Here is a 26,163-nt window from a genome sequence, read left to right as displayed (position 1 = left end):
GCGCACATGGATGTGCTCGTAGCGTGTTTTGGGAAGAGCTCTGCCAGCGGCTTCATGCACCATAAGCAGCAAACCAGGACAAAATAATACCACAACGGAACTAGCAACAAGCCGAGACAATGGTGGTTGCGGATTGATCACCCCGTTATAATACGCAGTTCCTTTTTTGCTAGCGCCTCTGAAAACCAACGCAAGCCCGGCGCAACATCCACCAGATTACGTGAGAATCATGGCCAAGAAGCTGTACATCAAGACCCACGGCTGTCAGATGAACGAGTACGACTCTGCCCGCATGGCAGACCTGCTCAAGACCGGTGAAACCGTCGAAATGACGGACACACCCGATGACGCCGACATTCTGCTGCTGAACACCTGCTCCATTCGTGAAAAAGCGCAGGAGAAGGTGTTTCACCAACTTGGTCGCTGGAAAGGTCTGAAGAGCAAAAAACCAGACCTGATCATCGGCGTTGGCGGCTGCGTGGCCAGTCAGGAAGGTCAGGCCATCCTCGACCGCGCCCCGTATGTAGACATGGTGTTCGGCCCGCAAACCCTTCACCGTCTGCCAGACATGATCACCGAAGTGCGCGCCAAGGGTAACGGCGTTGGCGTGGTGGATGTCAGCTTCCCGGAAATCGAGAAGTTCGACAACCTGCCGGAGCCTGGCGCTGATGGTCCCTCTGCGTTTGTGTCCATCATGGAAGGCTGTAGCAAGTACTGTACTTTCTGCGTGGTGCCCTATACCCGTGGCGAGGAAGTCAGCCGACCGGCGGATGATGTGATTGCCGAAGTGGCGCACCTGGCGCGCCAGGGCGTTCGGGAAGTGAATCTGCTGGGCCAGAACGTGAACGCCTACCGTGGCGAGACCTACGACGGCGACACTATGGATCTGGCGGAACTGATCACTCTGGTGGCCGCCATCGACGGCATCGACCGCATCCGTTACACCACGTCGCACCCGGTGGAGTTCACCGATGCCATGATTGATGTCTACGAGCAGGTGCCGGAGCTGGTCAGCCACCTGCATTTGCCGGTTCAAAGCGGTTCGGATCGTATCCTGGCTGCCATGAAGCGCGGCCACACGGCGCTGGAGTACAAATCCAAGCTTCGCCGCCTGCGCAAGATTCGTCCGGACATCAGTTTCTCGTCGGATTTCATTATCGGGTTCCCGGGTGAAACCGAGAAGGACTTCGAAGACACCATGAAGCTGATCAACGACATTGGATTCGACATGTCCTTCAGTTTTGTTTACAGCGCCCGGCCGGGCACTCCGGCATCGGATTTGCCGGATGACACGCCCATGGAGGTGAAGAAGCAGCGCCTGAGCATTCTGCAGGACCGGCTGAATCAGAACGTCATGGACATCAGTCGCAAGATGGTGGGCTCGACTCAGCGTATTCTGGTGACTGGCCTGTCCAAGAAGGATCCTGGCGAGTATGCCGGTCGTACCGAGAACAACCGGATTGTGAATTTCCGGCATGAAAATCCGGAGGTTGTGGGGCACTTTATCGACGTCGAGATTGTTGAGGCTTATCCCAATTCTTTGCGTGGGGTGCCTGTTAACTCGGAGTTGTTTTAGGGTTCGGCTCCTATTGGTCTGTGGCTCGGAGGTTGTCGAGTGGTGGGAAGCCCCTCCCAAAAACCGCTACGAGCACATCCATGTGCGCTTCTCTCAGGCCATCCATGGCCTTCGAAATTTTTGGGAGGGGCTTCCCACCACTCTCCGCTGACTTTAAGCGTGCATGCTTGGAGCAGAGTTTAGCTAGATGGATTTGATCGTAGGTTGGATTAGACGAAGTCGTAATCCAACAAAAACATGCAACCGCGAACTTTGTCGGATTACGACTTCGTCTAATCCGACCTACTTGTTTTTTAGCATCAGGCCTGCACATAGTCTGAAGAAGCAATACCACGTAGCGGCCATACTCCAATTATCAGACAGACATACTCCCAACCAAAAACGGGGGAGTAAACAAACGGAGCACCTTTGAAAGCCAACGATTCCAGACAATTTGATCTGCACCCGGTCGACCAGCATCGGCTGACTACCCTCTGTGGCCAGTTCGATGAGCATCTCAAGCACATTGAGCGGCGTATGCAGGTCAGGATTGGCCGCCGCAATCACCATTTCCGGGTGGAAGGCGAAACCGAGCATGTCGCCGCAGCGGTGGAGGTGATCCGCCATCTTTACCGGGAAACCGAAGCCACCGACGACCTTTCCCCGGACACCGTTCACCTGTTCATCCGTGAGACCGGCTTCGAGCGGCTGCCCGAGGACGTGCCTTACGATGGCGCGGTGACTGTCATCAAGACGCCCAAGCTCCAGGCCAAGCCTCGCGGGGCCAACCAGCAGAAGTATGTGCACAACATCCGCACCCATGATATTAACTTCGGTATTGGTCCGGCCGGTACCGGCAAGACCTGGCTGGCGGTGGCCTGTGCGGTGGAAGCGCTGAAGGATGAACAGGTCAAACGTATCCTGCTGGTTCGCCCGGCGGTGGAAGCCGGTGAGAAGCTGGGCTTCCTGCCTGGCGATCTGGCCCAGAAAGTGGACCCGTACCTTCGCCCACTGTACGACGCCCTTTATGAAATGCTGGGCTTTGACCATGTCACCCGGCTGATTGAAAAGAGTGTGATCGAGATTGCGCCTCTGGCCTTCATGCGTGGCCGTACGCTGAATAACTCGTTCATCATTCTGGATGAAAGCCAGAACACTACCCGGGAGCAGATGAAAATGTTCCTGACCCGGATTGGTTTTGGCTCCACGGCGGTAATCACTGGCGATACTACCCAGGTTGACCTGCCCCGGGGACAGAATTCCGGACTGATTCATGCCGCTGGCGTGCTGAGCAAGGTTTCCGGTATTGGCTTTACCCGCTTCGAAGCCAGGGATGTGGTTCGCCACCCGCTGGTGCAGCGTATCGTTGAAGCCTATGACCACTTTGATGATGAGAGCGCAACGGGCCAGTGAGCGAGCTGACAGTAGATCTGCAACGCGTATTTGAGACGCCGGGTATTCCCGACGATAACGCGTTCGGGCGCTGGGCCCAGCGTGCCTGGCTCGGAGAAGATTCATCCGAAGTGACCATTCGCATTGTCGATGCCGACGAGAGCGCGGCACTCAATGGCGAGTACCGGGGCAAAAACGGGCCAACCAATGTGCTGTCCTTCCCATTTGAGGCCCCAGCGGGTATAACAGTTCCGTTGGCCGGGGATCTCATCATTTGTGCCCCGGTTGTTGAAAAAGAAGCCAAAGACCAGCATAAAGAGCTTGAGGCCCACTGGGCCCACATGGTGGTGCATGGCATGCTGCATCTTCAGGGCTATGATCATATTGAAGACAACGATGCCGAGGTCATGGAAGCCCTCGAAGTCCAACTGCTGAAGCAGCTTGGGTATGGCAATCCTTACGAATCAGAGGAAGCGGAACAAGACTCATGAGCGACGATCAGTCGAGTCGCAGTCAGGGCAGCAAGTCCTGGCTGGAGCGTATATCACAGGCCTTTTCCAGCGGGCCTGAGTCCGTAGAGGACGTGCTGGAGATCCTGCGGGATGCGGAATCCGAGAACATCATCGATGCCGATGCCATGAGCATCATCGAAGGCGCGATGCAGGTGATCGACATGCGGGTGGATGAGATCATGATCCCCCGCTCCCAGATGGTCACCGTCAAGGCAGCCCAGGAACCAAAAGAGTTTCTTGGCGAAATCATCTCCTCTGCCCACAGCCGGTTTCCCGTTATTGGCGACAGCCAGGACGATGTGATTGGCGTACTCCTTGCCAAGGACCTGCTGCCACTGGCCCTGAACAATGAGGTCAACTGGTCGCGCATTCGCGAAATACTGCGCCCGCCAACCTTCGTGCCCGAAAGCAAACGGCTGAACCAGTTGCTGAAAGAGTTCAAGGAAAACCGGAACCACATGGCCATCGTGGTGGATGAGTACGGCGGCACCGCCGGGCTGATTACCATTGAGGACGTGTTGGAACAGATCGTGGGTGAAATCGAGGACGAACACGACTTTGATGAGGAAACCCACATCAAAGCCCGGGGCGACGGCACCTTTGCGGTAAAAGCGGTCACACCGGTGGATGACTTTAACGAGTTTTTCGAGACGGAACTGGATGAAGAGGAGTTCGACACCATTGGCGGTGTGGTACTCAAAGAATTCGGTCACCTGCCCAGGCGAGGCGAATCGGTTGCATTTGGCGGGCTGCAATTTACTATTGCGAACGCTGATAACCGAGTCATCCGTCTGCTGCAGGTAACCCGTAGTGAGCAATAACGACACCGATTCCCGACTTCCCGATACGCGTCTGTCCGGCAATAACTGGCTGGGGGCCATTACCCTCGTCATTGCCGGCGCGCTGCAAACCCTGACCCTGTCACCCTTTCAGTGGTGGTGGCTGGGCCCCGTTTCCATCGCTCTAATCCTGCTGGTCAGCGTTCCACTCGCCCCCCGGAAGCTTTTCCGGGCCGGGTGGTTTGCCGGACTGGGGCTGTTTGGCAGTGGCGCCAGCTGGGTCTACATCAGCATCAGTGAACACGGCAACACCTCCATCCCCGTCGCCATCCTTTTGACGACACTGTTTGTCGCGGGCCTGGCGCTGTTTCATGCCATCGCGTTCTGGGGCTGGGGCAAACTGGCGAAAGAGAGCCTGGTGCGTCGGCTATTGCTGTTCCCCGCCATCTGGATTCTTGGCGACTGGGTGCGCGGCTGGTTGCTGACCGGCTTCCCCTGGCTGTACCTCGGCAATGCCCATGTAGACGGACCACTGGGCGGGTTTGCGCCACTGGTTGGCGTGCATGGCATCACGTTCTGGGTCACGGTCACCGGTGTCGCTATCTACGGCGTGTGGTGGCTGGCCCTCAACAAGCGCGCCGCCAGTGCCGGGATCGTCGCTGTGCTGACCCTCCTGCCCTGGGTAACCGGCCCGGCCCTGTCAAAAATTGAATGGACCGACGTCAGCGACGAAGCCACCACGTTTGCCTCCATGCAGGGCAACATCCCCCAGCAGATCAAGTGGGATCCGGATTTTCTGCGGGACCAGATCGTGGTGTATCTGGGGCTCACGGAGGACCAGTGGGACACTGACCTTATCCTGTGGCCGGAAACCGCCATTCCCATCCCCCAGGATCAGGCTGGCAAGATCATTGATCACATCGCCGGGGAGCTGGGTGACAACAGCACCCTGATTACCGGCATTCCCTGGTATGGGTTCAGTGATCGGATTGAGGATTTCACCTTTCACAACAGCATCATGGCCATTGGCAATGGCGAAGGCATGTACCACAAACAGAAGCTGGTGCCGTTCGGGGAGTACGTGCCCCTGCAGCAATGGCTGCGTGGGCTGATCGGCTTCTTCGATCTGCCGATGTCCAGCTTCAGCCGCGGGCCGGCGAACCAGTCACCCCTGATCGCCAATGGTACGCGCATCATGCCGTTCATCTGCTACGAAGTGGCCTACCCGGACTTTGTTGCCCGCAATACCCGGAACACCGACCTGTTGCTGACCATCAGCAACGATGGCTGGTTTGGCGACTCCATCGGCCCGTTGCAACATTTGCAGATCGCCCGCATGCGAGCACTGGAAACCGGCCGTTACATGCTTCGAGGTACCAACAACGGCGTGACTGCGATCATCGATCACAAGGGGCAACTGGCCGAAACCATTCCCCAGTTCGAACGCGCGGTCCTGACCGGTGAGGTATTCGCCGCCAACGGCACCACGCCCTATATGCAGACCGGCTCCTGGCCGGCACTGACTTTGGCGCTTATCCTCATAGTCTTCGTGCGCGAACGGATCATTCCCAAGTCATAATCATTGTTGGCTCTGGTGTCGGATTACGGCTTCGCCTAATCCGACCTACGGGGCCAGCGGCTGGTCACCCGTTCGTAGTAGTGGGAACCACAGGCTTCGCAGGGCTCCAGGTGACTGGTTGCGGTCAGGCAGCGCATGTGGCCGCAGTTGAGGCACTGGAACATGCCGGCCGTGGCTACCTCGCCGGAAATGTAATGGCCGGCCTCCTGGTTCTCCAGTTTCTGGCTCAGCTCCAGGGTGTCCACCAGCGTCTTGTCCGCGACGGACAGCAGGCGATCCGCAAGCTGGTGCTCAAGGAGCGCAATATCCAGCTGTAACCACTCAGTCAGCCCTTCGCCGGTCTCCCCCACGAAGTGCATAAGGTGCTCCAGATCCCGCTGTAGATAGGCGCCCAGCAGATCCGCCTCCTCACGAGTCATTTCCTCCAGTTCGTATTCAAACTCAACGGCTTTGCGGACTTCCTCTTCAAGGGTCTGGTAGGACGTTTCCTGTAACTGATTGAGGCGCGATTGCACCCGCTCCAGCATCCGGTCGTAGACTTCCAGAGCTTTTCCGGATAGGTGACTGCGTTCTGACTCGGCCATATATAATCCTCACTATGGTTCGGGGATCAGGCAGTTACTCCCTCTCCGTGACTGTCTGCAGCATGGATGCTGCAGTCAAGCGTACAGGGGTGTATCCACAGCGTGTCCCGGAGAGGGGGTAACTGCCTGATCCTGCCCGCCTGATAACAAGTCTGGCACATGAAACGATTTTTGGCAGACTACCTGTTAACCTCCGTGTGCGTTAGAATGTCCGGCCCGCTCCGGACATCGTTTTGATACAGGGTTTTATTTTTCACACAAGGTAATTTCGGTAATGGCAGGAATGGACGAGCAATACAATCCACGTAACGTAGAACAGAATGCCCGCACTTTCTGGGAAGAGAACAACACCTTCACCGTCAAGGAAGAGCCCGGCAAGCCCAAGTACTACTGCCTGTCCATGTTCCCGTACCCGAGCGGCAAACTGCACATGGGCCACGTCCGCAACTACACCATTGGCGACGTGATTTCCCGCTACCAGCGCATGCAGGGCAAGAATGTGATGCAGCCCATGGGCTGGGATGCCTTCGGCCTGCCCGCTGAAAACGCGGCAATCGCCAACAAGACCGCGCCTGCCAAGTGGACCTACGCCAATATCGAATACATGAAGAACCAGCTCAAGCAGCTGGGCTTCGGATATGACTGGAACCGCGAACTGGCCACCTGCAAGCCGGACTACTACCGCTGGGAACAGTGGTTCTTCGCCCGCCTTTACGAGAAAGGCCTGGTGTACAAGAAAATGTCCACGGTCAACTGGGATCCTGTGGACCAGACCGTACTGGCCAACGAACAAGTCGTTGACGGCCGCGGCTGGCGCTCCGGCGCCCTGGTTGAGCAGAAGAAGATTCCCCAGTGGTTTATCCGTATCACCGATTACGCCGAAGAACTGCTGAACGACCTGGATGATCTGGAAGACTGGCCGGAACAGGTCAAGACCATGCAGCGCAACTGGATCGGCAAGTCCATCGGTACCGAGCTGACCTTCCCGCTGAAAGGCGGGGATGACGGCCTCACCGTTTACACGACCCGTCCGGACACCCTGATGGGCGTCAGTTATATGGCCGTAGCCGCCGAGCACCCGTTGGCAAAGGCCGCGGCGGAGCGTCACCGTGATGTCGCGGAATTCGTAGACGAGTGCCGTAACAGCAAGGTCGCCGAGGCCGAGCTGGCCACCATGGAAAAGAAAGGGATCGATACCGGCTTCAAAGCCATTCATCCCCTGACCCAAGAAGAAATTCCGGTCTGGGTCGCCAACTTCGTTTTGACGGATTACGGCACCGGCGCCCTGATGGCCGTTCCCGGCCACGACGAGCGGGACCACGAGTTTGCCGTCAAATACCGCCTGCCAATCAAGCAGGTCATCGCGGCCCTCGATGGTCGCGAGATCGACATACAGGAAAAGGCATTTACTGAAAAAGGTACCCTGGTGTCCTCCGGCAAATACAGCGGCCTGACCAGTGAAGAAGCCTTTGATGCCATTGCGGATTACCTGGAAGAGAACGGTATCGGCAAACGCACCGTGAACTATCGCCTGCGTGACTGGGGTGTTTCCCGCCAGCGATACTGGGGCGCACCGATTCCGATGATGACACTGGAAGACGGCACCGAACGACCGGTCCCGGATGACCAGCTGCCGGTCGCCCTGCCGGAAGATGTGGAAATGGATGGCGTCCAGTCTCCCATCAAGGCCGATCCTGAGTGGGCCAGAACCACCTTTGAAGGACAGCCAGCGACCCTGGAAACCGACACCTTCGACACCTTCATGGAGTCGTCCTGGTACTACGCCCGTTTCTGCAGCCCCAACTACGACAAGGGCATGCTGGACCCGGCCGCCGCCAACTACTGGCTCCCGGTTGACCAGTATATCGGTGGTATCGAACACGCCATCCTGCACCTGCTGTACGCCCGCTTCTTCCACAAACTGTTGCGGGACGTGGGCCTGGTCACCAGCTCCGAGCCCTTCAACCGCCTGCTGTGCCAGGGCATGGTTCTGGCGGAGACCTACTACCGCGAAGACGGCAATGGCGGCAAGACCTGGATCTCACCGGCCGACGTCACCGTCGAGCGGGACGCCAAGGGTCAGGTTATTGGAGCGGTCCACAAGGAAGACGGCCAGCCGGTTGAGGTTGGCGGCGTCACCAAGATGTCCAAGTCCAAGAACAACGGCATTGATCCCCAGGCCATTATTGATCAGCACGGCGCGGACACCGTGCGACTGTTCATGATGTTCGCGGCACCGCCCGAGCAATCCCTGGAATGGTCAGACAGCGGCGTGGAAGGCGCCCACCGGTTCCTCAAGCGCCTCTGGCGCATGGTGAATGAACTGGCGGCAGGTGGCGACACGCCCACGCTGGACGTGGCCGGCCTGACCGACGCCCAGAAGGATCTGCGCCGCAAGACCCATGAAACCATCGCCAAAGTCAGCGACGACATCAGCCGCCGTCTCACCTTCAATACCGCCATCGCTGCGGTAATGGAGCTGCTTAACGAGGTCGGCAAGCTGACCGACGATAGCCCGCAAAGCCGGGCTGTTCGCCAAGAGGCGCTGGAAGTCGCGGTGTTGATGCTGTCCCCCATCGTGCCCCATATTTGCCATAGCCTATGGCAGGCATTGGGACACGAAACGCCCGTCGTGGATGCCACATGGCCGCAGGCTGACCGGGAAGCCATGGTTCGCAACCAGATCCAGGTGGTGCTGCAGGTGAACGGAAAAGTCCGCGCCAAGGCCGACGTACCCGCCGACATCGACAAGGCCGGCCTGGAAAAGCTGGCCCTGGAAAACGAGAATGTGGTGCGCTTTACCGACGGCCAGACCGTTCGTAAGGTGATCGTGGTGCCAGGCAAACTGGTCAACGTGGTGGCCAATTAAGATGATCTTCCCGCACCCGCTCCGTAACGTCAGACTCCCAGTGGCGGCGTTCCTGTCCCTGGCACTGGCGGGGTGTGGTTTTCAGTTACGGGGGGCACCACCGGTTCCCCCCGGCCTTCAGCCGCTGGCGGTTTCCTGCGTTGAGCAGATACCCGGGGAACTTTGCCGCGCGGTGAAGAAGCAACTGGAACTGGGCAAGATCGATGTTCGTGATCCCGAGCAGGCAGATTATATCCTGCGCCTTCGCGGATTCCAGCAGGACCGGCGTGCCAGCGCCATTACGGTTCAGGCATCCGCCGCCGAGTACACCCTGCGGCAGACCGTGCAAATGGACGTGCTCACCCGTGATGAGCTGCCTCTGATTGCGGAAACCAGTCTCAACAGCAGCGAAACCTACCGCTACGATGAGACCAATGTGCTCGCCAAACAACGGGAAGAAGAAGAGCTGCGACAGCAGCTTTACGAACGGCTAGCACAGCAGATCATTTTCCGGCTTGCACCCTTGACCGACGCCCGGGTGACCCAATTACGAGAACAGCTGCGTGAACAGGCGGCCGACGATCAAGAACAAGACTCTCGCTGATTATGAAAACCCAACCGGCCCAGCTTCCCCAGTTACTGAAGAAATCCCTGGCACCGGTCTATCTGATTTCCGGAGATGAGCCCCTGCTGGTCCAGGAATGCTGCGACCAGGTGCGCAGCGCCGCGCGGGAAGCTGGTTTCCAGGAACGCATGACCTTTCACGCCGATCACCAGCTGGACTGGAATACGGTGGGTGAGGAATTTGGTTCCCTGTCCCTGTTTGCGGAAAAACGCCGCATCGAGATCCACCTGCCGACGGGCAAGCTCGGGGACGGTCGCGCCGTACTGGAGCGGGTTCTGCAGAATCCTCCCGAAGACATCGTCCTGTTGCTGATCAGCGCCAGACTTGATGCCGCCGAAACCCGCAGGAAATGGTACAAGGAACTGCAGAATAAAGGCGTGCATGTTCCGGTGTGGCCGGTGGATGGCGACAAGTTTGCCGGCTGGCTGCAACAGCGCGCCAAATCCCGGGGGCTGAGCCTGACCCGGGGTGCCCTGAACATTCTCACCGAGAAACTGGAAGGCAACCTGCTGGCAGCCAGCCAGGAGCTGGACCGACTCGCGCTCTTTGGCACCGGCAAGACCATCGACGAAGAAGCGATAGAACAGGCCGTCCAGGACAGTTCACGCTTTACCGGATTCGAGCTGGTAACCGAACTGCTGGCCGGACGGGCTCCCCACGCCCGCAAGATGATCGGGGTTCTCCGGCAGGAAGGCGAGAACCCTCTGGGGCTACTGGCGGTACTGACTCGCGACCTGAACCTGACCATGGAACTGCGGGCAGCGACTGCACAACGTGAGAACCCATCGGCCTTCCTCAAGCAACGCGGCGTCTTCCAGCCACAACGTGCGCGTACCATTGAGCAGGCCGCACGCCGGCTTTCCCGCCCCCAGCTTCACTCTGCCCTGGAACTGTGCAGCGATATCGATCGCGCCGCAAAAGGGTTTGCCGCCTCCTCTCCCTGGCATTATCTGGAAGACATGGCCATCCTGCTGGCCCGCCCTGCCTGAGCGGTTGGAGCACCCCAACACCCCTCTTGACAGGTTCTCACGTTCGGGAGCATTGTAAAGACAGTCTCTGTCAAAGGAGGTGCTTCCTATGACGCTTCATAATGACCTCAAGAAACTGTCCGAAAAAATCAAACAGTACCGTGACGAGGCCCGCGTCCAGCTTCACCTCGCCCGTGAAGACGTCAAGGATGAGTGGGACGACCTGGAAAAGGACTGGGAGAAGTTTCGCCACAAATTCGACAAGATCCTTCACGATGCCGAGGATGCCACCCACGAAGCCCGGCAGACAGCCCACCAGCTCGGAGAGGAGGTTCGTGCGGGGTATCAGCGCATTCGTGATCGCTTGAAGTAATGGGGTTTGGGCCTGATCGGCAAAGGCACTCACCCTTGTAGCGGGGTATAAGAACGCATGAACCAAACAAGTGCCTTTATCGTTACGCTCATACTGTTACTGGCCCCACCCCTGACCAACGGTCAGAACACCCGATTCAGTGATCCCGATACCGTTGTCCGGGACCAGTTCTGGGGAGCCCTTTACGCCGATGGGGGAACCTCCTTCTTCTGCGAGACCCCTTTTAAAAACAAGGGCTTCACTATGACGGAAGGCCATATATACCCCCTCGCCGCAGTCCGAAGCGCACTGGGCTGCGGCACCTCCAGCCAGTGCGACCGGGATGACCGCTATCGCCAGATAGCCTCCGATCTCCACAACATGGTACCTGTCAGCAGCCGTGTTGAAATGCGTCGCCGCAACGCCCGCTACGAGGAACTCAGCGCAGGCGCACGGGAAGATGAGTGTGGCAACCGGGAAAGTGCGCAGTTTTTTGAACCACCCGGCAAGGTGAAAGGCGATGTCGCCCGCGCGGTTGCCTACATGGTGGATACCTACGACCTGCCCTGGGTCGGCGCGTCTTCGGTCTTTAAAAGCTGGAACCGGAAAGATCCGCCGGACGACAGCGAGCTGACGCGCCATCGTCAGGTCAGTGAGCTTCAGGGTAACGAGAACCTGTTCATCCTGAACCCGGACCGCATGGATAACCTGTAAATCTCCTGACCCAATAACAAAAAAGGCAGATCCCTCGCAGGACCTGCCTTTTCCGACTACATCATCTGACCCTAACGATCAGAACTCCTCAGCAGTCAGCGCCATCATCGACTCACTGCCACTGCGGATGCCTTCCGCCAGTGATACCGTCTTCGGCAACAGACGGTCAAAGTAGAACCGCGCTGTCTTCAGCTTACCGGTGTAGAAACCGGAGGTGTCACCTTCCGCTTTCGGAGCAGCGGCCTTGACGATCTTCGCCCACATATAGCCCAGGGCCGTCAGACCAAACAGGTCCAGGTAGTCCACGGACGCAGCGCCGATGGCATTGGGGTTGTCCCCCGCCTGATTGATCACGTGCTCTGTCACATCGGACAGACGCTCGAACGCAGCAGCCAGTGGTTCCAGGTATGGACGCAGGTTCTCATCACCGCTGTTTTCCTCGATAAAGGAAGCCACATCACTGGCAAACAGCTCGTACAGCTTGCCCTGGCTACCAACCACCTTGCGGCCCATCAGATCCAGCGCCTGGATACCGTTGGTGCCCTCGTAGATCTGGGTAATGCGACAGTCACGAACCAACTGCTCCTGACCCCATTCACGGATGAAGCCGTGACCACCGAAGACCTGCTGCCCCATGATGCAGGCGTCGAGGCCGCGGTCGGTCAGGAAGGCCTTGGCTACCGGAGTCAGCAACGCCACCATGCCTTCGGCGTGCTTGCGGCGCTCATCATCCTCGGCGTACTTGGAAATATCCAGCCACTGGGCAACGTAGGTGGAGAAGGTGCGACCGCCTTCCACATAGCCTTTCATGGTCAGCAGCATGCGACGGACGTCCGGGTGCACCAGAATCGGGTCTGCGGTCTTCTCCGGCTGCTCGGCGCCGGTCGGGGCACGGCTCTGGGTGCGCTCCAGAGCATACTCACGGGCACTTTGCAGGGAAGCTTCCGCCGCGCCAATGCCCTGAATACCAACACCCAGACGCTCGTAGTTCATCATGGTGAACATGGCCGCCAGGCCCTTGTTCTCTTCGCCAACGAGCCAGCCTTTGGCGTCGTCGAAGTTCATCACGCAGGTGGCGGAGCCCTTGATGCCCATCTTCTTCTCGATGGAGCCGCAGCTGAGACTGTTGCGCTCACCCAGCGAACCGTCTTCGTTCACCATGAACTTCGGTACCAGGAACAGGGAAATGCCCTTCGGCCCTTTCGGAGCGTCCGGTAGCTTGGCCAGCACCAGGTGGATGATGTTCTCCGCCATGTCGTGCTCGCCCCAGGTAATGAAAATCTTGGTGCCTGTGACATTGAAGGAGCCGTCGTCGTTCGGCTCGGCCTTGGTGCGGATAATGCCCAGATCGGTACCGGCGTGGGGCTCGGTCAGATCCATGGCGCCGGACCAGACGCCGGAATACATGTTGGGCAGGTACTTTTCTTTCAGTTCCTGGCTACCGTGGGCGTCCAGGGCGAGGCAAGCGCCGGCTGTCAGCATCGGCGCCAGACCGAACGCCATGTTGGCGCCCTGCATCATTTCCTCGAACTGGGCCACCAGGGTCTTGGGCATGCCCATGCCGCCAAATTCCGGGTTACCGCCCAGGCCATTCCAGCCACCTTCCACGATGGTCTGGTAGGCTTCCTTGAAGCCCTCTGGCGCAGTCACTTCACCTTCGTTCCACTTGCTGCCCTGCTCATCGCCTTCGCGGTTCAGGGGGGCCAGCACACCACTGGTGATCTTGCCGGCTTCTTCCAGAATGGCATCGGCGGTGTCCGGGTCCACGTTCTCCGCCACTTTCGGCAGTGACGCCCAAAGTGCCGGTGCATCGAAAACTTCGTTCAGAACAAAGCGCATGTCACGTAAAGGTGCCTGATAATCAGCCATCTAAAAACTCTCCAAAAATCCAGTCAGTCTGTCGGCACGCACCCAGCGGTTTGCTGTCGCGCACCTCGGCTATGTGTCCGCTCAACGTTGTTTTTATAGGGGCGTATTCTACCCTATTGGCGAGCCTAACTCATGAAAAAAGCCCGCCTCCGGGGAGAGCGGGCTTTTCTGGGTCTGCCTGCCCGCGCCTTAGATGGCGAAGGCTTCTTCCGGCATATCCATCAGGCTGTCAGCGCCGGCCAGCATGCTCTCGGCATGCCCCTTGGCACGGGGCAGCATGCGCTTGAAGTAGAAGCGCGCGGTCTGCACCTTGGCGTTGTAGAACAGCTCTTCGCTGGTTCCTTCGGCCATCTTGTCCAGCGCAACCTTGGCCATACGGGCCCAAAGGTAGGCGAACACGGCGTAACCGGAGTACATCAGGTAGTCCACGGATGCGGCACCGACTTCTTCGCGGTTCTTCATGGCGGTCATGCCGATCTTCATGGTCAGATCGCCCCATTCCTTGTTCAGGGCCGCCAGCGGCTCCAGGAATTCCTTGAGCTGTTCGTTGTCGGCGTTTTCCTTACAGAATACGTGTACCTGCTTGGTGAAGCCTTTCAGGGACTCGCCCTGGGTCATCAGAACCTTGCGGCCCAGCAGATCCAGCGCCTGGATACCGGTGGTACCCTCGTAGATCATGCCGATACGGGCGTCACGTACGTTCTGCTCCATGCCCCACTCGGAAATGAAGCCGTGGCCACCGAACACCTGCATGCCCAGGTTGGCCGCTTCGTAACCGATTTCGGTCAGGAAGGCCTTGGCAATCGGCGTCAGGAAGCCCAGGGCCTCATCAGCGGCCTTGCGCTCTTCTTCGGTCTTGCCGCTGTGAACGATATCCGCCTGCTGTGCCGTCAGGTAGATCAGGGCACGGGCGCCTTCAGCAACGGCCTTCTGGGTCAGCAGCATGCGACGGACGTCCGGGTGAACGATGATCGGATCAGCAATGCCTTCCGGATTCTTGGGGCCGCTCAGGGAGCGCATGGCCAGACGGTCCTTGGAGTAGGTCAGCGAGCCCTGGAAGCCCAGTTCAGCTGCACCCAGACCCTGGATGGCGGTACCGATACGAGCGGTGTTCATAAAGGTGAACATGCAGTTCAGGCCCTTATTCTCCGGCCCGATCAGCCAGCCCTTGGCGCCGTCGAAGTTCATCACACAGGTGGCGTTGCCGTGGATGCCCATCTTGTGCTCAATGGAGCCACAGGAAACAGCGTTACGCTCACCGGAAGAACCGTCTTCGTTCGGCAGGTTCTTGGGCACGATGAACAGGGAAATACCCTTGGTGCCTTCCGGAGCGCCCGGCAGGCGTGCCAGAACGATGTGAACAATGTTCTCTGCCATGTCGTGCTCACCGGCGGAGATGAAGATCTTGGTGCCGGTGATGGCGTAAGTGCCATCGGCATTCGGCTCGGCCTTGGAACGCAGGGTGCCCAGGTCGGAACCACAGTGCGGCTCGGTCAGGCACATGGTGCCGGTCCACTCACCGCTGATCAGTTTGGTGAGGTAAGTCTGCTTCTGCTCTTCGGTGCCGTGCGCTTCAATCGTATTGGTGGCACCGTGGCTCAGACCCGGGTACATGCCCCAGGACCAGTTGGACGTGCCGACCATTTCGCTCATGACCAGGCCCAGGGAGTGCGGCAGGCCCTGACCACCGTAGTTGGGATCGGCAGTCATGGACGGCCAGCCACCTTCAACGTACTGCTGGTACGCTTCCTTGAAGCCAGTCGGTGTTTTCACACCGTCTTCGCTCCAGGTACAGCCTTCCTTGTCACCCACCTGGTTCAGCGGAGACAGAACCTGCTCACAGAACTTGGCACCTTCCCCGATAATGGCGTCCACCATATCCGGAGTTGCATCCTCGGCACCTTCCAGATTGGCGTAGTGCTGCTCGCTGTTCAGCAGCTCGTTCATTACGAATTTGATATCACGCAGGGGCGCTTTGTATTCAGGCATGTAATCCACCTCAGGTTTTCGGTCACATCTGCAACGCAGGTTGCAGTACTTGGCCTTGGGGTTTGCTCAGACACTGTGACGCTATCGCACCACAGCCTTAATTAAACACTTGTTTGAAACATACGTTTAGAGGCACAGAATTGTCAATAGCCCGGCCGGAAATTTGTGTTGCGATTTGTGGCCAGAAAAGACCGGAGCGGTGCGGATGCAGCGCCTTTCTGAGGAGAAAAGATTGGCCAATCAGGCCATTACGGAGTGAGAGGTTGAGCGCCCTGACTCTGTATCAGAGTCATTCATTTTTGACACCGATTGATAGGTGTCACTGGCCTGCCGATAAAAATCGACCTGGGCCTGCAGCATAACCTGCGTAGCCTCGGCCGCCACGGCCCGGTCCTGGGAAGAAGGCTCCGCAGGAGCCATGGCAGCGGCACGAACCACGCGCATTTTATCAATGGTGGCTTCCGGATCGCCCTGTACCGGCGAAACATCAATGGATACTTCGCCGCCGACGGCATAGCGGGCACCATCAGGCCCACGCTGGTAGTCGTAGGAAATCGCACCGGCGTACTGGCCACCGACCGCCTTGTGCGCGGTTTCGTGAGCCCGCACCTCCCGATCCCGCGCCTTCAGCTCGGTCAATTCCTTGAGCTGCGCTTCATCCAGCGACTGGGCGGTTCCGGGAGCACTGTCCGACCTGCGGGTCGCGGAAGACTTATCCTGTTCGGCGGATGGCTTGGTGCTTCCGGGTTCATCAGGTCTTCCCGGTTCGCTTGCACCAGACACAGCAGATTTCCCCTCAGGCGTGGCCGGGGAAAAGGTGGGAGAAAAGGAAGGAAGCGCGCCGGATATCATCATCGGGTTGGCTCGAAAAACCGGTTCAATGTGGCCAGTTTAATGTCGAAAGGGGCCTGCTTTCAGGCCTTGATATCCAGCAGGGTGCCGAGTGTTTCATCAGCGGTTTTGACAACCTGTGCCGACGCCTCAACACTGCGTTCGTACAGATTCAGTTCGACTATGGGCTCGACCAGGGAGCCGGCGCCCTCAGCAGTGCCCTGGGGACCATCGGCGCCACCACGGGCAATCTTCCGGGCCGCATTCTCCATGCCCGCCATGCCGTCCTGGATGCCCTGGATACCAATACCCAATGCGTTATTGATCATGACTGCGATACCTGATGACCCTGACTGAGCTCAGTAGGCCACAAACATGATCAATTTTCAAACAGGGCTTCGATTTTAAGGAACCCCGCCAGTTCCTGCGGATTCGGGTCCTGATGCCAGGGCAGAACCCCCAGACAGGGCGCCCCGAGGTGGGTAAGCAGGTAGTTCAGGGTTTCCTGCTCACAACTCATGGCCTCCTGTTCGGGACGGTTTGCGACCCAGCCAGCCAGCGTCAATCCATCCTGCCGAATGGCTTCCGCACTCAGCAGCGCGTGGTTTATGCAACCCAGCCTCAGGGGCACCACCAGGATAACCCCGGTGCCCAACTCCCGCGGCACCGCCGAGTAGGTTTCCCGGTCGTTCAGGGGTACCCGCCAGCCACCGGCTCCTTCGATCAGCATCAAATCCGCAGGCTGCATCTGCAAGCCCCGGCAAAATCCAACCAGCCGCTGCGCCGTCAGCTGCCGACCGGCCTGCTCCGCCGCCACATGGGGTGCAATCGCCGGTTCCAGGGTGACCGGGTTGATCTGATCATAGGGCAAGGATTCCGTCATCGAAGCCTGCAGTATCAGCGCATCTTCGTTCCGCAGCCCTTCCGGTGTCTGCTCGCAGCCGGAGGCCACCGGCTTCATGGCAATGGTGCGTTTGTCCATCGCCCTGGCGGCTTCCAATATGGCAGCCGATGCGATGGTCTTGCCCACGCCGGTGTCCGTGCCTGTGACAAAAAAGCTTTTCCTGGCCATGTTCAACCTGTTCAGAAATTGGGATTAGGGAAAGGGGATGAGTACGTAATCCAACACGCCTGATAAGACGCCAGAATTGTCTCTTCGGGGGTGCGCGGATAGTTCGCACACATGACTCGCAGACGCCCCGGGGCCGTCGCTGTGCGACGACGGTCCTGGCCCTTGTAACCCGCGCCCAGGGATTTCAGTTCACGGGTAAGCGCCAGGGGCGAGGGATAGTCCAGGGTGACGGTTCCTGTCGTTACTTCGCCGCCAGGCAGCGCTTCTTCCACGTACCGATTGATGGCGGATGCAGCCTCGAACCGATTGACATGCCGGCGCCCCGGATCTGCCTGCGCCCATGCCTGCTCCAGCTCTTTCAGGGTGCCGTCCAGCAGCGTTGAACACACCAGCATGCCGCCAGGGCGTAACAGGCGCCGGCATTCGGCCAGAACCTGCTGCGGATGGTCGCACCATTGAATCATCAGGTTACTGAAGATGATATCGACGCTGCTGTCGGGAAGCGGCAAACTTCCTGCGTCCGCCACCAGCCAATCAATGGGGGTCGGACTGTTGAGGCTGGCGTGATTGATCATGCCCGGCGACAGGTCGATCCCGGTGACATGAGCCCCGGGATACGCCTGGAGCAGTTTGCGCGTGAACCAACCGGTACCACAGCCAAGGTCGAGAATATCAGGGTTATCGCCCCCGGCCCGCCACTGGCCAAGCCGGTCCAGCATCACGTCGCCCATGTGGCGCTGAAGCCGCGACGCGGATTCGTAGGTTTCAGAAGCCTCACCAAAATCCCGCGCAATGTCCTGCTTTCGCGGTTGGTCGTTGCGCTGGGCCTCACCGGGTGAACGCATCAGGACATCCATTAATCCACCTCCCGCGCGCCCGCCAGGAACTCTGCCATGACCTGCTGACATTCATCGGCAGCTTCGCCCGTTGGCCAATGGGCCATCCCCGAGATAACGCCAGCGCAGCTTTTCCCTGACAGCTCAGGCCACTCACGCCAGGGCCTGACCACAACGTCCTTTTCTCCCATGAGATGCAACGCTGGCACCCCGGGGCTGCCCCATAGCGACCTGAAATCCTCTTTCCTGAGCCAGTCCAACCCTTTGACCAGATTCTCGCTGGATACCGGAGGCCCCTGCTCCAACCAGAACTTCAGCCTCTCCCGGGCCCGACCTTCACCGGCATCGCCATTGATCATCAGCAACAGGAAATGCATCCAGTACCGGCCAGGATCCCTGACGATACCTCTGGCAAACGCCTCAAATTCGCCTTGCGGCATACCAGAAGGCCACCCCGTTGTTTCGGTGAATCGGGGGAATCCCCCTACGGTGATCAAGGAAGTCACAGCACCGGTGTTGCGAGCAGCGGCCGTCATGGCAATCTGCGATCCCAGAGACCACCCCATCCACACCGCAGGCGTTGGAAAGCGACCCAGTAATTCGTCTGCAGCCGCACTGACAGAGTCGCACCCAGCCATCAGCTCATCATCCAGGCTGACCGGTATCACCTCGCCGGGCCAGCGGTCATACAGGCCTGACAGCATTTCACACCGCACGCCCCAACCACCAATGACAACCAGCGTCTCGCTGCCTACGGTGTTCATGCCGTCTGTTCCACCACGATGCCCGACAGTGCGCGGCAGTCCGCCAGCCCCTGCAGCAAAGTGTCCACGTCCGCCATCCGGTGGGCGGCACTCAGGGTCACCCGTAGCCTCGCCTCGCCTTCAGGGACTGTTGGCGGACGAATGGCTGTCACCAGCAGACCTTTCTCTTCCAACGCTTTGCTCAGTGCCAGCGCAGACCAGTTGTCACCCACCATGATCGGCTGGATCGGTGTTTCGGAAGGCATCAACTGATACCCAAGCTCGCTGGCCCCACGACGGAATCGCTCGATCAATTCACGCAGGTGTGCTCGCCGCTCATCATCCCGCTCGATCAGGTCCAGACTGGCACAGGTCGCCATGGCGATGGCCGGCGGCATGGCCGTGGTATAGATATAGGTTCGCGCTTTCTGCACCAGGTAATCCATCAATACCCTGGGCCCGGCGACAAAGGCGCCACTGGTTCCCACCGCCTTGCCAAGGGTGCCAATCAGTACCGGCACATCATCCTCGGACAAGCCCAGTTCCGCGACACTGCCACGCCCCTGGGGGCCTTGCACACCAACGCCGTGGGCATCATCCACCACCAACAAGGCATCATGTGCCTTGCACAACGCGGCCAATTCCCTGAGCGGCGCCAGGTCGCCATCCATGCTGAACACCCCGTCGGTCACCACCAGCTTATGGCCCGACGTGTCCGCCAGCATCCGCTCGAGTGCCGCCATATCGCTGTGGGGGTAGCGACGAACCTTGGCGCGGCTGAGAATGCAGCCGTCTATGATGGACGCATGGTTGAGGCGGTCGGAGAAAATCGTATCTCCCCGTCCGGCCAGGGCAGAGATTACGCCCATATTGGCCATATAACCGGTGGAGAAGAACAACGCAGCGCTGCGCTGGGTAAACGCCGCCAGACGCTCTTCCAGACGGTGGTGGGCATCGTGATGGCCACAAATCAGGTGAGATGCCGCGCCACCCAGGCCGGTTTCCGGCAAGGCATCCCTGAGGGCTTCAATGTTAGCGGGATGATTGGCCAGGCCGAGGTAATCGTTGCTGCAGAACGACAGCAGGCGCTGACCATCGGAGGTCAGGGACGGCTGCTGGGGGCCGGAAATCTGCCGGCGGGTCCGGTAAAGGCCCGCCTGTTTACGTTGCTCAAGTTCTGCCGCGAAGTCTCGCACTGGTCAATTCCTGGGAGTTGATGGCGGTGTCTGTCGGTTACGCGGATTCCCGGGTTGCGTCGTAGAACATGTGGCGAGTTGCCTCGTATTCTACTGCCTCGGCAATCTCCTCCTCTTCCTGTTCCTCGGTCGCACACTGCTCCCGTTGCTCCGGGTTGATTCCCAGGCGACGGAACAGCGCCATGTCGGCATCAGCTTCCGGGTTGGCCGTCGTCAGCAGCTTCTCGCCGTAGAAAATGGAGTTGGCGCCGGCCATGAAACACAATGCCTGCATCTGCTCGTTCATGTTCTCCCGCCCGGCGGACAGCCGCACGTGGGATTCCGGCATCATGATGCGAGCGACGGCAATAATGCGCACAAAATCGAACGGATCCAGGTCTTCCACGTCCTCCATGGGCGTGCCCTTCACCTTCACCAGCATATTCACCGGCACACTCTCGGGATGGTGCGGCAGGTTCGCCAGCTGCACCAGCAGACCGACACGGTCGTCCTCGTCCTCACCCATACCCATGATGCCGCCACAACAGACCTTCATACCGGCCTTGCGCACATTGTCGAGGGTATCGAGACGATCCTGGTAAGTACGGGTGGTGATGATATGGCTGTAATACTTCTCGGACGTGTCGAGGTTATGATTGTAGTAATCCAGCCCCGCGTCGGCGAGTTCTTTGGCCTGGTCTTCCTGGAGCATACCCAGGGTCATGCAGGTTTCCAGCCCCAGGGACTTCACCTGACGCACCATGTCCAGAACGTAGGGCATATCCTTTTTGGTGGGACTGCGCCAAGCAGCGCCCATACAGAAGCGGGAGGCCCCTTTCTCGCGGGCGGCCTGAGCTTCTGCGATCACTTTCTCAATTTCCAACAGTTTTTCTTTCTCAAGGCCGGTGTTGTAATGACCGCTCTGGGGACAGTACTTACAATCCTCCGGGCAGGCGCCGGTCTTGATCGACAACAGCGTGCTCACCTGGACTTCATTGGGATCGAAGAATTCCCGGTGGACGCTCTGGGCACGGAACAGCAAGTCATTGAACGGCAGCTGGAACAGTTCGCGGGCTTCCTGAAGCGTCCAGTCGTGACGGGGAGTAGTAGCGGTCATAATAGGGCCCTGTTAACCTTTTACGGGTTACTGGTTTACGGATAGACGAATGATAAAGGGACTGAGACTGCTGTCAACCTTGATAGAACTAAAGGTTAACAGCGAGAAAACAGCAGGAAGCTGTGTCGCCTGCCTCGACCACAAGGCCATCAACGGCTTATGCCCGGGGTGTCACGATGACTTACCGGTTAACCGCTGGCATTGCCGGCGCTGCGCCCTGCCCATGGCCTTTCCCGCAGACACGCTGACCTGCGGTGAATGCCTGTCCACGCCGCCGCCTTTCAGCCATACCATCGCACCGTGGCGGTATCAGTATCCGGTGGACGGGATGATTGGGCGCTACAAATACAACGGTCAGAGCAAGTATGCGAGACCGCTGGTGGCCGGTTTGTCAGAGCACCTGTGCCGACACTTTCAGGCCAGGCCTGAGCTCAGACCGGACCTGATCGTGCCCGCTCCAATGCACCGCAAACGCAGGCGCCAGAGGGGCTTTAACCAGGCTGAGGATATTGCGGAGCAGTTGTCCCTGACACTGAAGATCCCCTGGTCCAGCACCCGGATCAGACGCCTCCGACACGCCAGGCCACAGCGGGAACTTGGCCGGGAAGCGCGGCTGCACAACCTGCGCGGCATGTTCGAAGTGAGCGGTGCGGTACCGGCGCGAATAGCACTGGTGGATGACGTGGTCACCACCGGCGCCACTGCCCGGATGCTGACGGCGGCACTGATGGAGGCAGGTGCGGCGGACGTGCAGGTCTGGGCGCTGGCCCGGACACCCGGCTAGACCCTGGCAGCAACATAATCGGCAATGGCCAGGCAGGAGGTCAGGCCCGGTGACTCGATCCCGAACAGGTTCACCAGTCCCGGCACACCATGATCCGCGGGCCCATCAATCCGGAAATCGGCGAAACCGCCGTCCGGCCCGGTCAGTTTGGGGCGAATACCGGCATAGGCAGGCTGCAAACGGTCGGGGTCCAGTTCTGGCCACCACTGCCTGATCCCGTCGATAAACGCGTTTACCCGCGCCGGGTCGACGGTGTAGTCCTCAGCGGTAATCCATTCTACGTCCGGCCCGAAACGGGCCTGCCCGGCGAGGTCGAGCGTCAGATGCACACCCAGGCCACCGGGTTCGGGCACCGGATAAATCAGGGAGCTGAAAGGATGGCGGCCGTTGTAACTGAAGTAGACGCCGCGCGCGAACCATTGCTCGGGTCGGCCGGAATCCGGCAACCCCTGCCAGATTCCGGCCAACGGCACGGCCCACAGCCCAGCGGCATTGATCACTCGACGGGCAAACAGCTCACAAGGCATGGCCCCGCCGATTATCAGGCGATGCCCTGCGTCATCGGAGCAGGCAGCGGTCACCGGCGCACGCCTCACCAGTTGCCCGCCTGCATGCTCCAGGTCTGCCAACAGGGAAACCATCAGGCCATGGCTATCGATAATGCCGGTTTCCGGCGAATACAGCGCCGCGCAGGCGGAAACTCCGGGCAAGCGTGTGTTCACAGCATCCGCGTCATTCATGGCCAGCGCCACGCCATTGAGTCTGGCCCGGGCCTGGATCTCCTCCAGTTTTGCGATTTGCGACTCCCGGGTTGCCACAATCCATTTACCGGTTTTGCGGTGGCCAATGTGACGTTTCCGGCAGTATTCATAGAGCTGATCCCGCCCGCGCACGCACAGCAAGGCCTTCAGAGAATCCTGCGGATAATAGATACCCGCGTGGATCACTTCGCTGTTCCGGGAGGAGAGCCCCTCGCCAAAATGATCCCCCGCTTCCAGCACCAGTAACTCCCTGCCCTGCCTGGCGAGAGCCCGGGCAGCCGCCAACCCGACAGCTCCCGCTCCGATCACCACCGTATCCGCCTGGAGTTTCTCCAGCTGCGCCATGATTCACTGCCTTTTCGTTGCTCTTTGTCACCCGAGAGTACCTCAAAACCCGGTAACCGCGAAAAAGCCCCCGGACTCATCGGTATTCGCATTACGAACCCGCACCGGACGCGTTATACTGGGGAGTCACGTTAGTGCAGGATGCAGGTGTGAGATGTCGGACAGGAAGCAGTTTTTAACGGTCATGCTGGTTGCCGCCCTGTTTGTGGGCTGGCTGGGCTGGAGAGGGTTCGAGGTGATCAGCCTCAACAACAGCCTGAAAGCAGACGCCATGGTGGCAGACTACCCCTACCAGCACCGGGTGCTGAGGGTGGAAGGCAATACCGCCATCATGAGTTCCTTGCGGTCCCACAATGTCTCCACCCACCAGGCACTGACCACCATTTTTCCGAGCATGCAGAACCTGGGTGACAATCACCGGGACTGGCAGCGGGCAGAGCGCGAGCTTGCCCAAGTCCAGGCCAGGGCTGGTGATATTGTACTGAACGCTTCCGGCATCGACCGTATTCGCTGGGAGCTGGATGACAATTGGTACCACCTCAGCAACATGCAGGCCAGGCAAGACTCAAGGCGCTGATACCGATCCTATGACCGAAACCTCCACCCACCCCTACGACGCCCTGACTCCCGACACCATTCTGGACGCCATGGAAAGTGCAGGTTTCGTGATCAACGGCCGCCTGTTCGCCCTTAACAGCTACGAAAACCGGGTTTACCAGATCGGCGTTGAGGACAGCACGCCGATCATTGCCAAGTTCTATCGGCCCGGCCGCTGGTCCGAAGCCCAGATACGTGAGGAGCATACGTTTACCACGGAACTGACGACAGCGGATATCCCGGTGGTCGCCCCGATGGCCATGCCCTCCGGGGATACCCTGGGCCAATGGCAACAGTTCCAGTTTGCGGTCTTTCCCCAACGCGGCGGTCAGGCGCCGGACACCAGTGTCACGGATACCCTCTACCGGCTCGGCCAGTGGCTGGGACAGCTCCACAACATCGGTGCCAGCAAGCCTTTCGAGCACCGCCCCGCGTTCAATATCCTCGACGGCATCACCAGCAAGAATCAGCTGTTAATTGACGGCGACTGGATTCCCGCAGACCTTCGCCCGGCCTGGGACAGCCTGATACCCGATCTGTACGATGCCTGTGCCCGCAGGATTGATGACGCCGGTGAAGTCGAATCCCTGAGACTCCATGGCGACTGCCATGCCGGCAACATCCTGTGCCGTGAAGAGCAGATGCTGTTTGTCGACCTGGACGACTGCCGCACCGGGCCGGCGATCCAGGATCTCTGGCTACTGCTCAATGGCGACGATGCCGAACGGGGTGAGCAGTTCGGCGAACTGCTGGAAGGCTATGAGATGTTTCGCGATTTCAATCGACGCGAGCGCCACCTGATCGAGCCCCTGCGATGCTATCGGCAGATTGCCCATTGCGCCTGGCTGGCAAAACGCTGGGATGACCCGGCGTTCCCCAGATTCTTCCCCTGGTTTACCCAGCCCAGGTTCTGGTCAGACCAGGTACTGGCCATGCGGGAGCAGCTTGCCGCCCTGCAGGCGCCGCCGATCAATATTCCCGGTCAGTACTGACGACCGGACAGACGCATTAACCCGGAGAATTTCTGATGAGCGAGAAAGAGGCCAGATTTACGGTCCGCAGTCTGATCGCTACGGCTATTGGCACAGCCATCGCCACCGTGGTAATCCTTGAGGTGAGTGGTCGCATTGATCACTCCAGCAACAAGGACAACGTACCGGTCGGCGAATTCCAGGCCGTTCACGTTACCCCCGGAGACGATTTCCGCATGTCGCCAAAATCCTCTGAGCTGCACGCCGCCTGCGAACAGGGCTACCTGGCCATCGCCGCAGACGTGGACCCGGATTTCCGTGGCATTGTGGTGGACTACAAGAACCGGGGCGTGCGATGCAGCCGCCCCTCTGCCCAGCAGCCGTCAGAGGACACCGCCGGCAATGAGTGACAAGCCCCGCGTGCCGCTGCAGGAAACCGATCGCCTGTTCGCCACCGAGCGTAACCCCGAGGATTTCCGTTTCGATGCCTCGGTGGCCCGGGTATTCCCGGACATGATCCGCCGTTCGGTTCCCGGGTACACCACCATTATTCCGATGATTGAGGTGATCACCGAACAGTACGTCCAGGCCGGTTCCAATTGCTACGATCTGGGCTGTTCCCTCGGTGCCTCCACCCTGGCGATGAGACACGGCATCCCGTTCGACGACTGCACCCTTATCGGCGTCGACAACTCCGACGCCATGATCGAGCGCTGCGAACACTACGTCGCCCTGGATGACAGCGCCCTGCCGGTGCAGCTGCGTTGCGAGGACATCCTTGAGACAGAACTCAGCGATGCCTCGGTAACCACGCTCAATTTCACGCTGCAGTTCGTGCCACCGGAGCAGCGGGCAGCCTTGCTACAGCGCATTGCCAGCGCCACCCGCCCGGGCGGGGTGCTGATCCTGTCGGAAAAGATCCGCTTCGAATCACCCGAAGAACAGGACACCCAGACCCGCCTGCACCATGAGTTCAAGCGGGCCAACGGCTATTCCGACCTGGAAATCAGCCAGAAGCGCTCCGCCATTGAACAGGTACTGATTCCCGAAAGCCTGGCCGATCACCGCACGCGATTGCAGCAGGCCGGCTTTGACCAGGTTGTGGTCTGGTACCAGTGCTTCAACTTCGTGTCCATGCTGGCCATCAAATCCGCTGCCTGAGGAG

At 59.2% G+C, this 26,163-nt stretch carries 26 protein-coding genes; 15 read left to right on the top strand and 11 right to left on the bottom strand.

Annotated features, from left to right (window positions below):
• Window positions 1-229 precede the first annotated feature (229 nt).
• The 5 genes from miaB (at window position 230) to lnt (ending at window position 5,817) form a co-directional block, all read left to right on the top strand.
• Window positions 230-1,576 (top strand): tRNA (N6-isopentenyl adenosine(37)-C2)-methylthiotransferase MiaB, encoded by a 1,347-nt coding sequence (gene miaB / locus ACJO5Y_RS17025; RefSeq protein ID WP_406988894.1) that lies wholly within the window; start codon window positions 230-232, stop codon window positions 1,574-1,576.
• A gap of 408 nt (window positions 1,577-1,984) precedes the next feature.
• Entirely contained in the window at window positions 1,985-2,968 is a 984-nt protein-coding gene (locus tag ACJO5Y_RS17020; RefSeq protein WP_406988893.1) for a PhoH family protein, read from the top strand.
• Window positions 2,965-3,438, top strand: a complete 474-nt coding sequence (gene ybeY, locus ACJO5Y_RS17015; protein ID WP_406988892.1) for an rRNA maturation RNase YbeY — start codon at window positions 2,965-2,967, stop codon at window positions 3,436-3,438. The genes ACJO5Y_RS17020 and ybeY overlap by 4 nt, the downstream gene beginning before the upstream one ends.
• Complete coding sequence (locus tag ACJO5Y_RS17010) at window positions 3,435-4,280, top strand: CorC family transporter (RefSeq protein ID WP_406988891.1); 846 nt, start codon at window positions 3,435-3,437, stop codon at window positions 4,278-4,280. The genes ybeY and ACJO5Y_RS17010 overlap by 4 nt, the downstream gene beginning before the upstream one ends.
• Entirely contained in the window at window positions 4,270-5,817 is a 1,548-nt protein-coding gene (lnt, locus tag ACJO5Y_RS17005) for an apolipoprotein N-acyltransferase (protein WP_406988889.1), read from the top strand. The genes ACJO5Y_RS17010 and lnt overlap by 11 nt, the downstream gene beginning before the upstream one ends.
• 35 nt (window positions 5,818-5,852) lie before the next feature.
• Here lnt and ACJO5Y_RS17000 read toward each other — a convergent pair whose 3' ends face one another.
• A complete protein-coding gene (locus ACJO5Y_RS17000; protein WP_406988888.1) occupies window positions 5,853-6,401 on the bottom strand; it encodes a zinc ribbon-containing protein in 549 nt (182 codons plus the stop codon).
• Window positions 6,402-6,684: 283 nt separating this feature from the next.
• Here ACJO5Y_RS17000 and leuS point away from each other — a divergent pair, with 283 nt between their 5' ends.
• The 5 genes from leuS to ACJO5Y_RS16975 all read left to right on the top strand — a co-directional run bounded on the left by leuS (window position 6,685) and on the right by ACJO5Y_RS16975 (window position 11,908).
• Window positions 6,685-9,270 carry a leucine--tRNA ligase gene (leuS, locus tag ACJO5Y_RS16995; RefSeq protein ID WP_406988896.1) on the top strand — a complete coding sequence of 862 codons (2,586 nt, stop codon included), beginning with the start codon at window positions 6,685-6,687 and terminating at the stop codon, window positions 9,268-9,270.
• Window position 9,271: 1 nt separating this feature from the next.
• Entirely contained in the window at window positions 9,272-9,853 is a 582-nt protein-coding gene (locus ACJO5Y_RS16990) for an LPS-assembly lipoprotein LptE (protein ID WP_406988886.1), read from the top strand.
• A 2-nt stretch (window positions 9,854-9,855) separates the two neighbouring features.
• Window positions 9,856-10,863 carry a DNA polymerase III subunit delta gene (gene holA, locus ACJO5Y_RS16985; RefSeq protein WP_406988884.1) on the top strand — a complete coding sequence of 336 codons (1,008 nt, stop codon included), beginning with the start codon at window positions 9,856-9,858 and terminating at the stop codon, window positions 10,861-10,863.
• An 88-nt stretch (window positions 10,864-10,951) separates the two neighbouring features.
• The gene (locus ACJO5Y_RS16980; protein ID WP_406988882.1) at window positions 10,952-11,215 is read left to right on the top strand and encodes a hypothetical protein; all 264 of its coding nucleotides are present in this window, start codon (window positions 10,952-10,954) and stop codon (window positions 11,213-11,215) included.
• A 57-nt stretch (window positions 11,216-11,272) separates the two neighbouring features.
• The gene (locus tag ACJO5Y_RS16975; RefSeq protein WP_406988881.1) at window positions 11,273-11,908 is read left to right on the top strand and encodes an endonuclease; all 636 of its coding nucleotides are present in this window, start codon (window positions 11,273-11,275) and stop codon (window positions 11,906-11,908) included.
• A gap of 78 nt (window positions 11,909-11,986) precedes the next feature.
• On the opposite strand, the gene ACJO5Y_RS16970 is transcribed toward ACJO5Y_RS16975, so the two are convergent.
• From ACJO5Y_RS16970 to bioB, 9 genes are all read right to left on the bottom strand, one after another.
• Window positions 11,987-13,777, bottom strand: coding sequence for an acyl-CoA dehydrogenase C-terminal domain-containing protein (locus ACJO5Y_RS16970; protein ID WP_406988880.1), 1,791 nt, complete (start codon window positions 13,775-13,777; stop codon window positions 11,987-11,989).
• Between the two features lie 189 nt (window positions 13,778-13,966).
• Window positions 13,967-15,766: an acyl-CoA dehydrogenase C-terminal domain-containing protein gene (locus tag ACJO5Y_RS16965; protein WP_406988878.1), complete on the bottom strand. Its 1,800-nt coding sequence runs from the start codon at window positions 15,764-15,766 to the stop codon at window positions 13,967-13,969.
• 240 nt (window positions 15,767-16,006) lie between these two features.
• Window positions 16,007-16,549, bottom strand: a complete 543-nt coding sequence (locus tag ACJO5Y_RS16960; RefSeq protein ID WP_406988877.1) for a putative metalloprotease CJM1_0395 family protein — start codon at window positions 16,547-16,549, stop codon at window positions 16,007-16,009.
• Between the two features lie 131 nt (window positions 16,550-16,680).
• Complete coding sequence (locus ACJO5Y_RS16955; protein ID WP_406988875.1) at window positions 16,681-16,926, bottom strand: flagellar basal body rod C-terminal domain-containing protein; 246 nt, start codon at window positions 16,924-16,926, stop codon at window positions 16,681-16,683.
• Between the two features lie 50 nt (window positions 16,927-16,976).
• On the bottom strand, window positions 16,977-17,669 hold the full coding sequence (gene bioD / locus ACJO5Y_RS16950; RefSeq protein WP_406988873.1) for a dethiobiotin synthase: 693 nt from the start codon (window positions 17,667-17,669) through the stop codon (window positions 16,977-16,979).
• An 11-nt stretch (window positions 17,670-17,680) separates the two neighbouring features.
• A complete protein-coding gene (gene bioC, locus ACJO5Y_RS16945) occupies window positions 17,681-18,526 on the bottom strand; it encodes a malonyl-ACP O-methyltransferase BioC (protein ID WP_406988872.1) in 846 nt (281 codons plus the stop codon).
• Window positions 18,526-19,269 (bottom strand): alpha/beta fold hydrolase, encoded by a 744-nt coding sequence (locus tag ACJO5Y_RS16940; protein ID WP_406988870.1) that lies wholly within the window; start codon window positions 19,267-19,269, stop codon window positions 18,526-18,528. The genes bioC and ACJO5Y_RS16940 overlap by 1 nt, the downstream gene beginning before the upstream one ends.
• Window positions 19,266-20,444, bottom strand: a complete 1,179-nt coding sequence (bioF, locus tag ACJO5Y_RS16935) for an 8-amino-7-oxononanoate synthase (RefSeq protein ID WP_406988869.1) — start codon at window positions 20,442-20,444, stop codon at window positions 19,266-19,268. The genes ACJO5Y_RS16940 and bioF overlap by 4 nt, the downstream gene beginning before the upstream one ends.
• Window positions 20,445-20,481: 37 nt before the next feature.
• Window positions 20,482-21,540: a biotin synthase BioB gene (gene bioB, locus ACJO5Y_RS16930; RefSeq protein ID WP_406988867.1), complete on the bottom strand. Its 1,059-nt coding sequence runs from the start codon at window positions 21,538-21,540 to the stop codon at window positions 20,482-20,484.
• Window positions 21,541-21,589: 49 nt separating this feature from the next.
• Between bioB and ACJO5Y_RS16925 the strand changes: the two genes are divergently transcribed.
• Complete coding sequence (locus tag ACJO5Y_RS16925) at window positions 21,590-22,324, top strand: ComF family protein (RefSeq protein ID WP_406988866.1); 735 nt, start codon at window positions 21,590-21,592, stop codon at window positions 22,322-22,324.
• Here the strand turns inward: ACJO5Y_RS16925 and ACJO5Y_RS16920 are convergent.
• Window positions 22,321-23,430 (bottom strand): NAD(P)/FAD-dependent oxidoreductase, encoded by a 1,110-nt coding sequence (locus tag ACJO5Y_RS16920; protein WP_406988864.1) that lies wholly within the window; start codon window positions 23,428-23,430, stop codon window positions 22,321-22,323. The genes ACJO5Y_RS16925 and ACJO5Y_RS16920 overlap by 4 nt on opposite strands.
• 154 nt (window positions 23,431-23,584) lie before the next feature.
• Here ACJO5Y_RS16920 and ACJO5Y_RS16915 point away from each other — a divergent pair, with 154 nt between their 5' ends.
• From ACJO5Y_RS16915 to cmoA, 4 genes are read left to right on the top strand one after another with little or no spacing between them, the layout of a single operon-like run.
• Window positions 23,585-24,007 (top strand): hypothetical protein, encoded by a 423-nt coding sequence (locus ACJO5Y_RS16915; protein ID WP_406988862.1) that lies wholly within the window; start codon window positions 23,585-23,587, stop codon window positions 24,005-24,007.
• 10 nt (window positions 24,008-24,017) lie between these two features.
• Window positions 24,018-25,019, top strand: coding sequence for a serine/threonine protein kinase (locus tag ACJO5Y_RS16910; protein ID WP_406988861.1), 1,002 nt, complete (start codon window positions 24,018-24,020; stop codon window positions 25,017-25,019).
• 35 nt (window positions 25,020-25,054) lie between these two features.
• Window positions 25,055-25,408: a PA3694 family proteiin gene (locus ACJO5Y_RS16905; RefSeq protein WP_406988860.1), complete on the top strand. Its 354-nt coding sequence runs from the start codon at window positions 25,055-25,057 to the stop codon at window positions 25,406-25,408.
• Entirely contained in the window at window positions 25,401-26,159 is a 759-nt protein-coding gene (gene cmoA / locus ACJO5Y_RS16900) for a carboxy-S-adenosyl-L-methionine synthase CmoA (RefSeq protein WP_406988859.1), read from the top strand. The genes ACJO5Y_RS16905 and cmoA overlap by 8 nt, the downstream gene beginning before the upstream one ends.
• The last annotated feature ends 4 nt before the right edge of the window (window positions 26,160-26,163 follow it).

Origin of the sequence: Marinobacter alkalisoli (assembly GCF_045449855.1) — a bacterium.
Taxonomy (GTDB): Bacteria; Pseudomonadota; Gammaproteobacteria; order Pseudomonadales; family Oleiphilaceae; genus Marinobacter.
Note: the sequence above shows the minus strand (reverse complement) of the source record. Positions and strands in the feature narration are given on the sequence as shown.

Bases quoted from the DNA above. Each gene is read 5' to 3' on its own strand.
- miaB (WP_406988894.1), top strand. From the start codon at position 230: ATGGCCAAGAAGCTGTACATCAAGACCCACGGCTGTCAGATGAACGAG.
- ACJO5Y_RS17010 (WP_406988891.1), top strand. From the start codon at position 3,435: ATGAGCGACGATCAGTCGAGTCGCAGTCAGGGCAGCAAGTCCTGGCTG.
- ACJO5Y_RS17000 (WP_406988888.1), bottom strand. From the start codon at position 6,401: ATGGCCGAGTCAGAACGCAGTCACCTATCCGGAAAAGCTCTGGAAGTC.
- leuS (WP_406988896.1), top strand. From the start codon at position 6,685: ATGGACGAGCAATACAATCCACGTAACGTAGAACAGAATGCCCGCACT.
- ACJO5Y_RS16990 (WP_406988886.1), top strand. From the start codon at position 9,272: ATGATCTTCCCGCACCCGCTCCGTAACGTCAGACTCCCAGTGGCGGCG.
- holA (WP_406988884.1), top strand. From the start codon at position 9,856: ATGAAAACCCAACCGGCCCAGCTTCCCCAGTTACTGAAGAAATCCCTG.
- ACJO5Y_RS16980 (WP_406988882.1), top strand. From the start codon at position 10,952: ATGACGCTTCATAATGACCTCAAGAAACTGTCCGAAAAAATCAAACAG.
- ACJO5Y_RS16975 (WP_406988881.1), top strand. From the start codon at position 11,273: ATGAACCAAACAAGTGCCTTTATCGTTACGCTCATACTGTTACTGGCC.
- ACJO5Y_RS16970 (WP_406988880.1), bottom strand. From the start codon at position 13,777: ATGGCTGATTATCAGGCACCTTTACGTGACATGCGCTTTGTTCTGAAC.
- ACJO5Y_RS16965 (WP_406988878.1), bottom strand. From the start codon at position 15,766: ATGCCTGAATACAAAGCGCCCCTGCGTGATATCAAATTCGTAATGAAC.
- ACJO5Y_RS16955 (WP_406988875.1), bottom strand. From the start codon at position 16,926: ATGATCAATAACGCATTGGGTATTGGTATCCAGGGCATCCAGGACGGC.
- bioD (WP_406988873.1), bottom strand. From the start codon at position 17,669: ATGGCCAGGAAAAGCTTTTTTGTCACAGGCACGGACACCGGCGTGGGC.
- bioC (WP_406988872.1), bottom strand. From the start codon at position 18,526: ATGGATGTCCTGATGCGTTCACCCGGTGAGGCCCAGCGCAACGACCAA.
- ACJO5Y_RS16940 (WP_406988870.1), bottom strand. From the start codon at position 19,269: ATGAACACCGTAGGCAGCGAGACGCTGGTTGTCATTGGTGGTTGGGGC.
- bioB (WP_406988867.1), bottom strand. From the start codon at position 21,540: ATGACCGCTACTACTCCCCGTCACGACTGGACGCTTCAGGAAGCCCGC.
- ACJO5Y_RS16925 (WP_406988866.1), top strand. From the start codon at position 21,590: ATGATAAAGGGACTGAGACTGCTGTCAACCTTGATAGAACTAAAGGTT.
- ACJO5Y_RS16920 (WP_406988864.1), bottom strand. From the start codon at position 23,430: ATGGCGCAGCTGGAGAAACTCCAGGCGGATACGGTGGTGATCGGAGCG.
- ACJO5Y_RS16915 (WP_406988862.1), top strand. From the start codon at position 23,585: ATGTCGGACAGGAAGCAGTTTTTAACGGTCATGCTGGTTGCCGCCCTG.
- ACJO5Y_RS16910 (WP_406988861.1), top strand. From the start codon at position 24,018: ATGACCGAAACCTCCACCCACCCCTACGACGCCCTGACTCCCGACACC.
- ACJO5Y_RS16905 (WP_406988860.1), top strand. From the start codon at position 25,055: ATGAGCGAGAAAGAGGCCAGATTTACGGTCCGCAGTCTGATCGCTACG.
- cmoA (WP_406988859.1), top strand. From the start codon at position 25,401: ATGAGTGACAAGCCCCGCGTGCCGCTGCAGGAAACCGATCGCCTGTTC.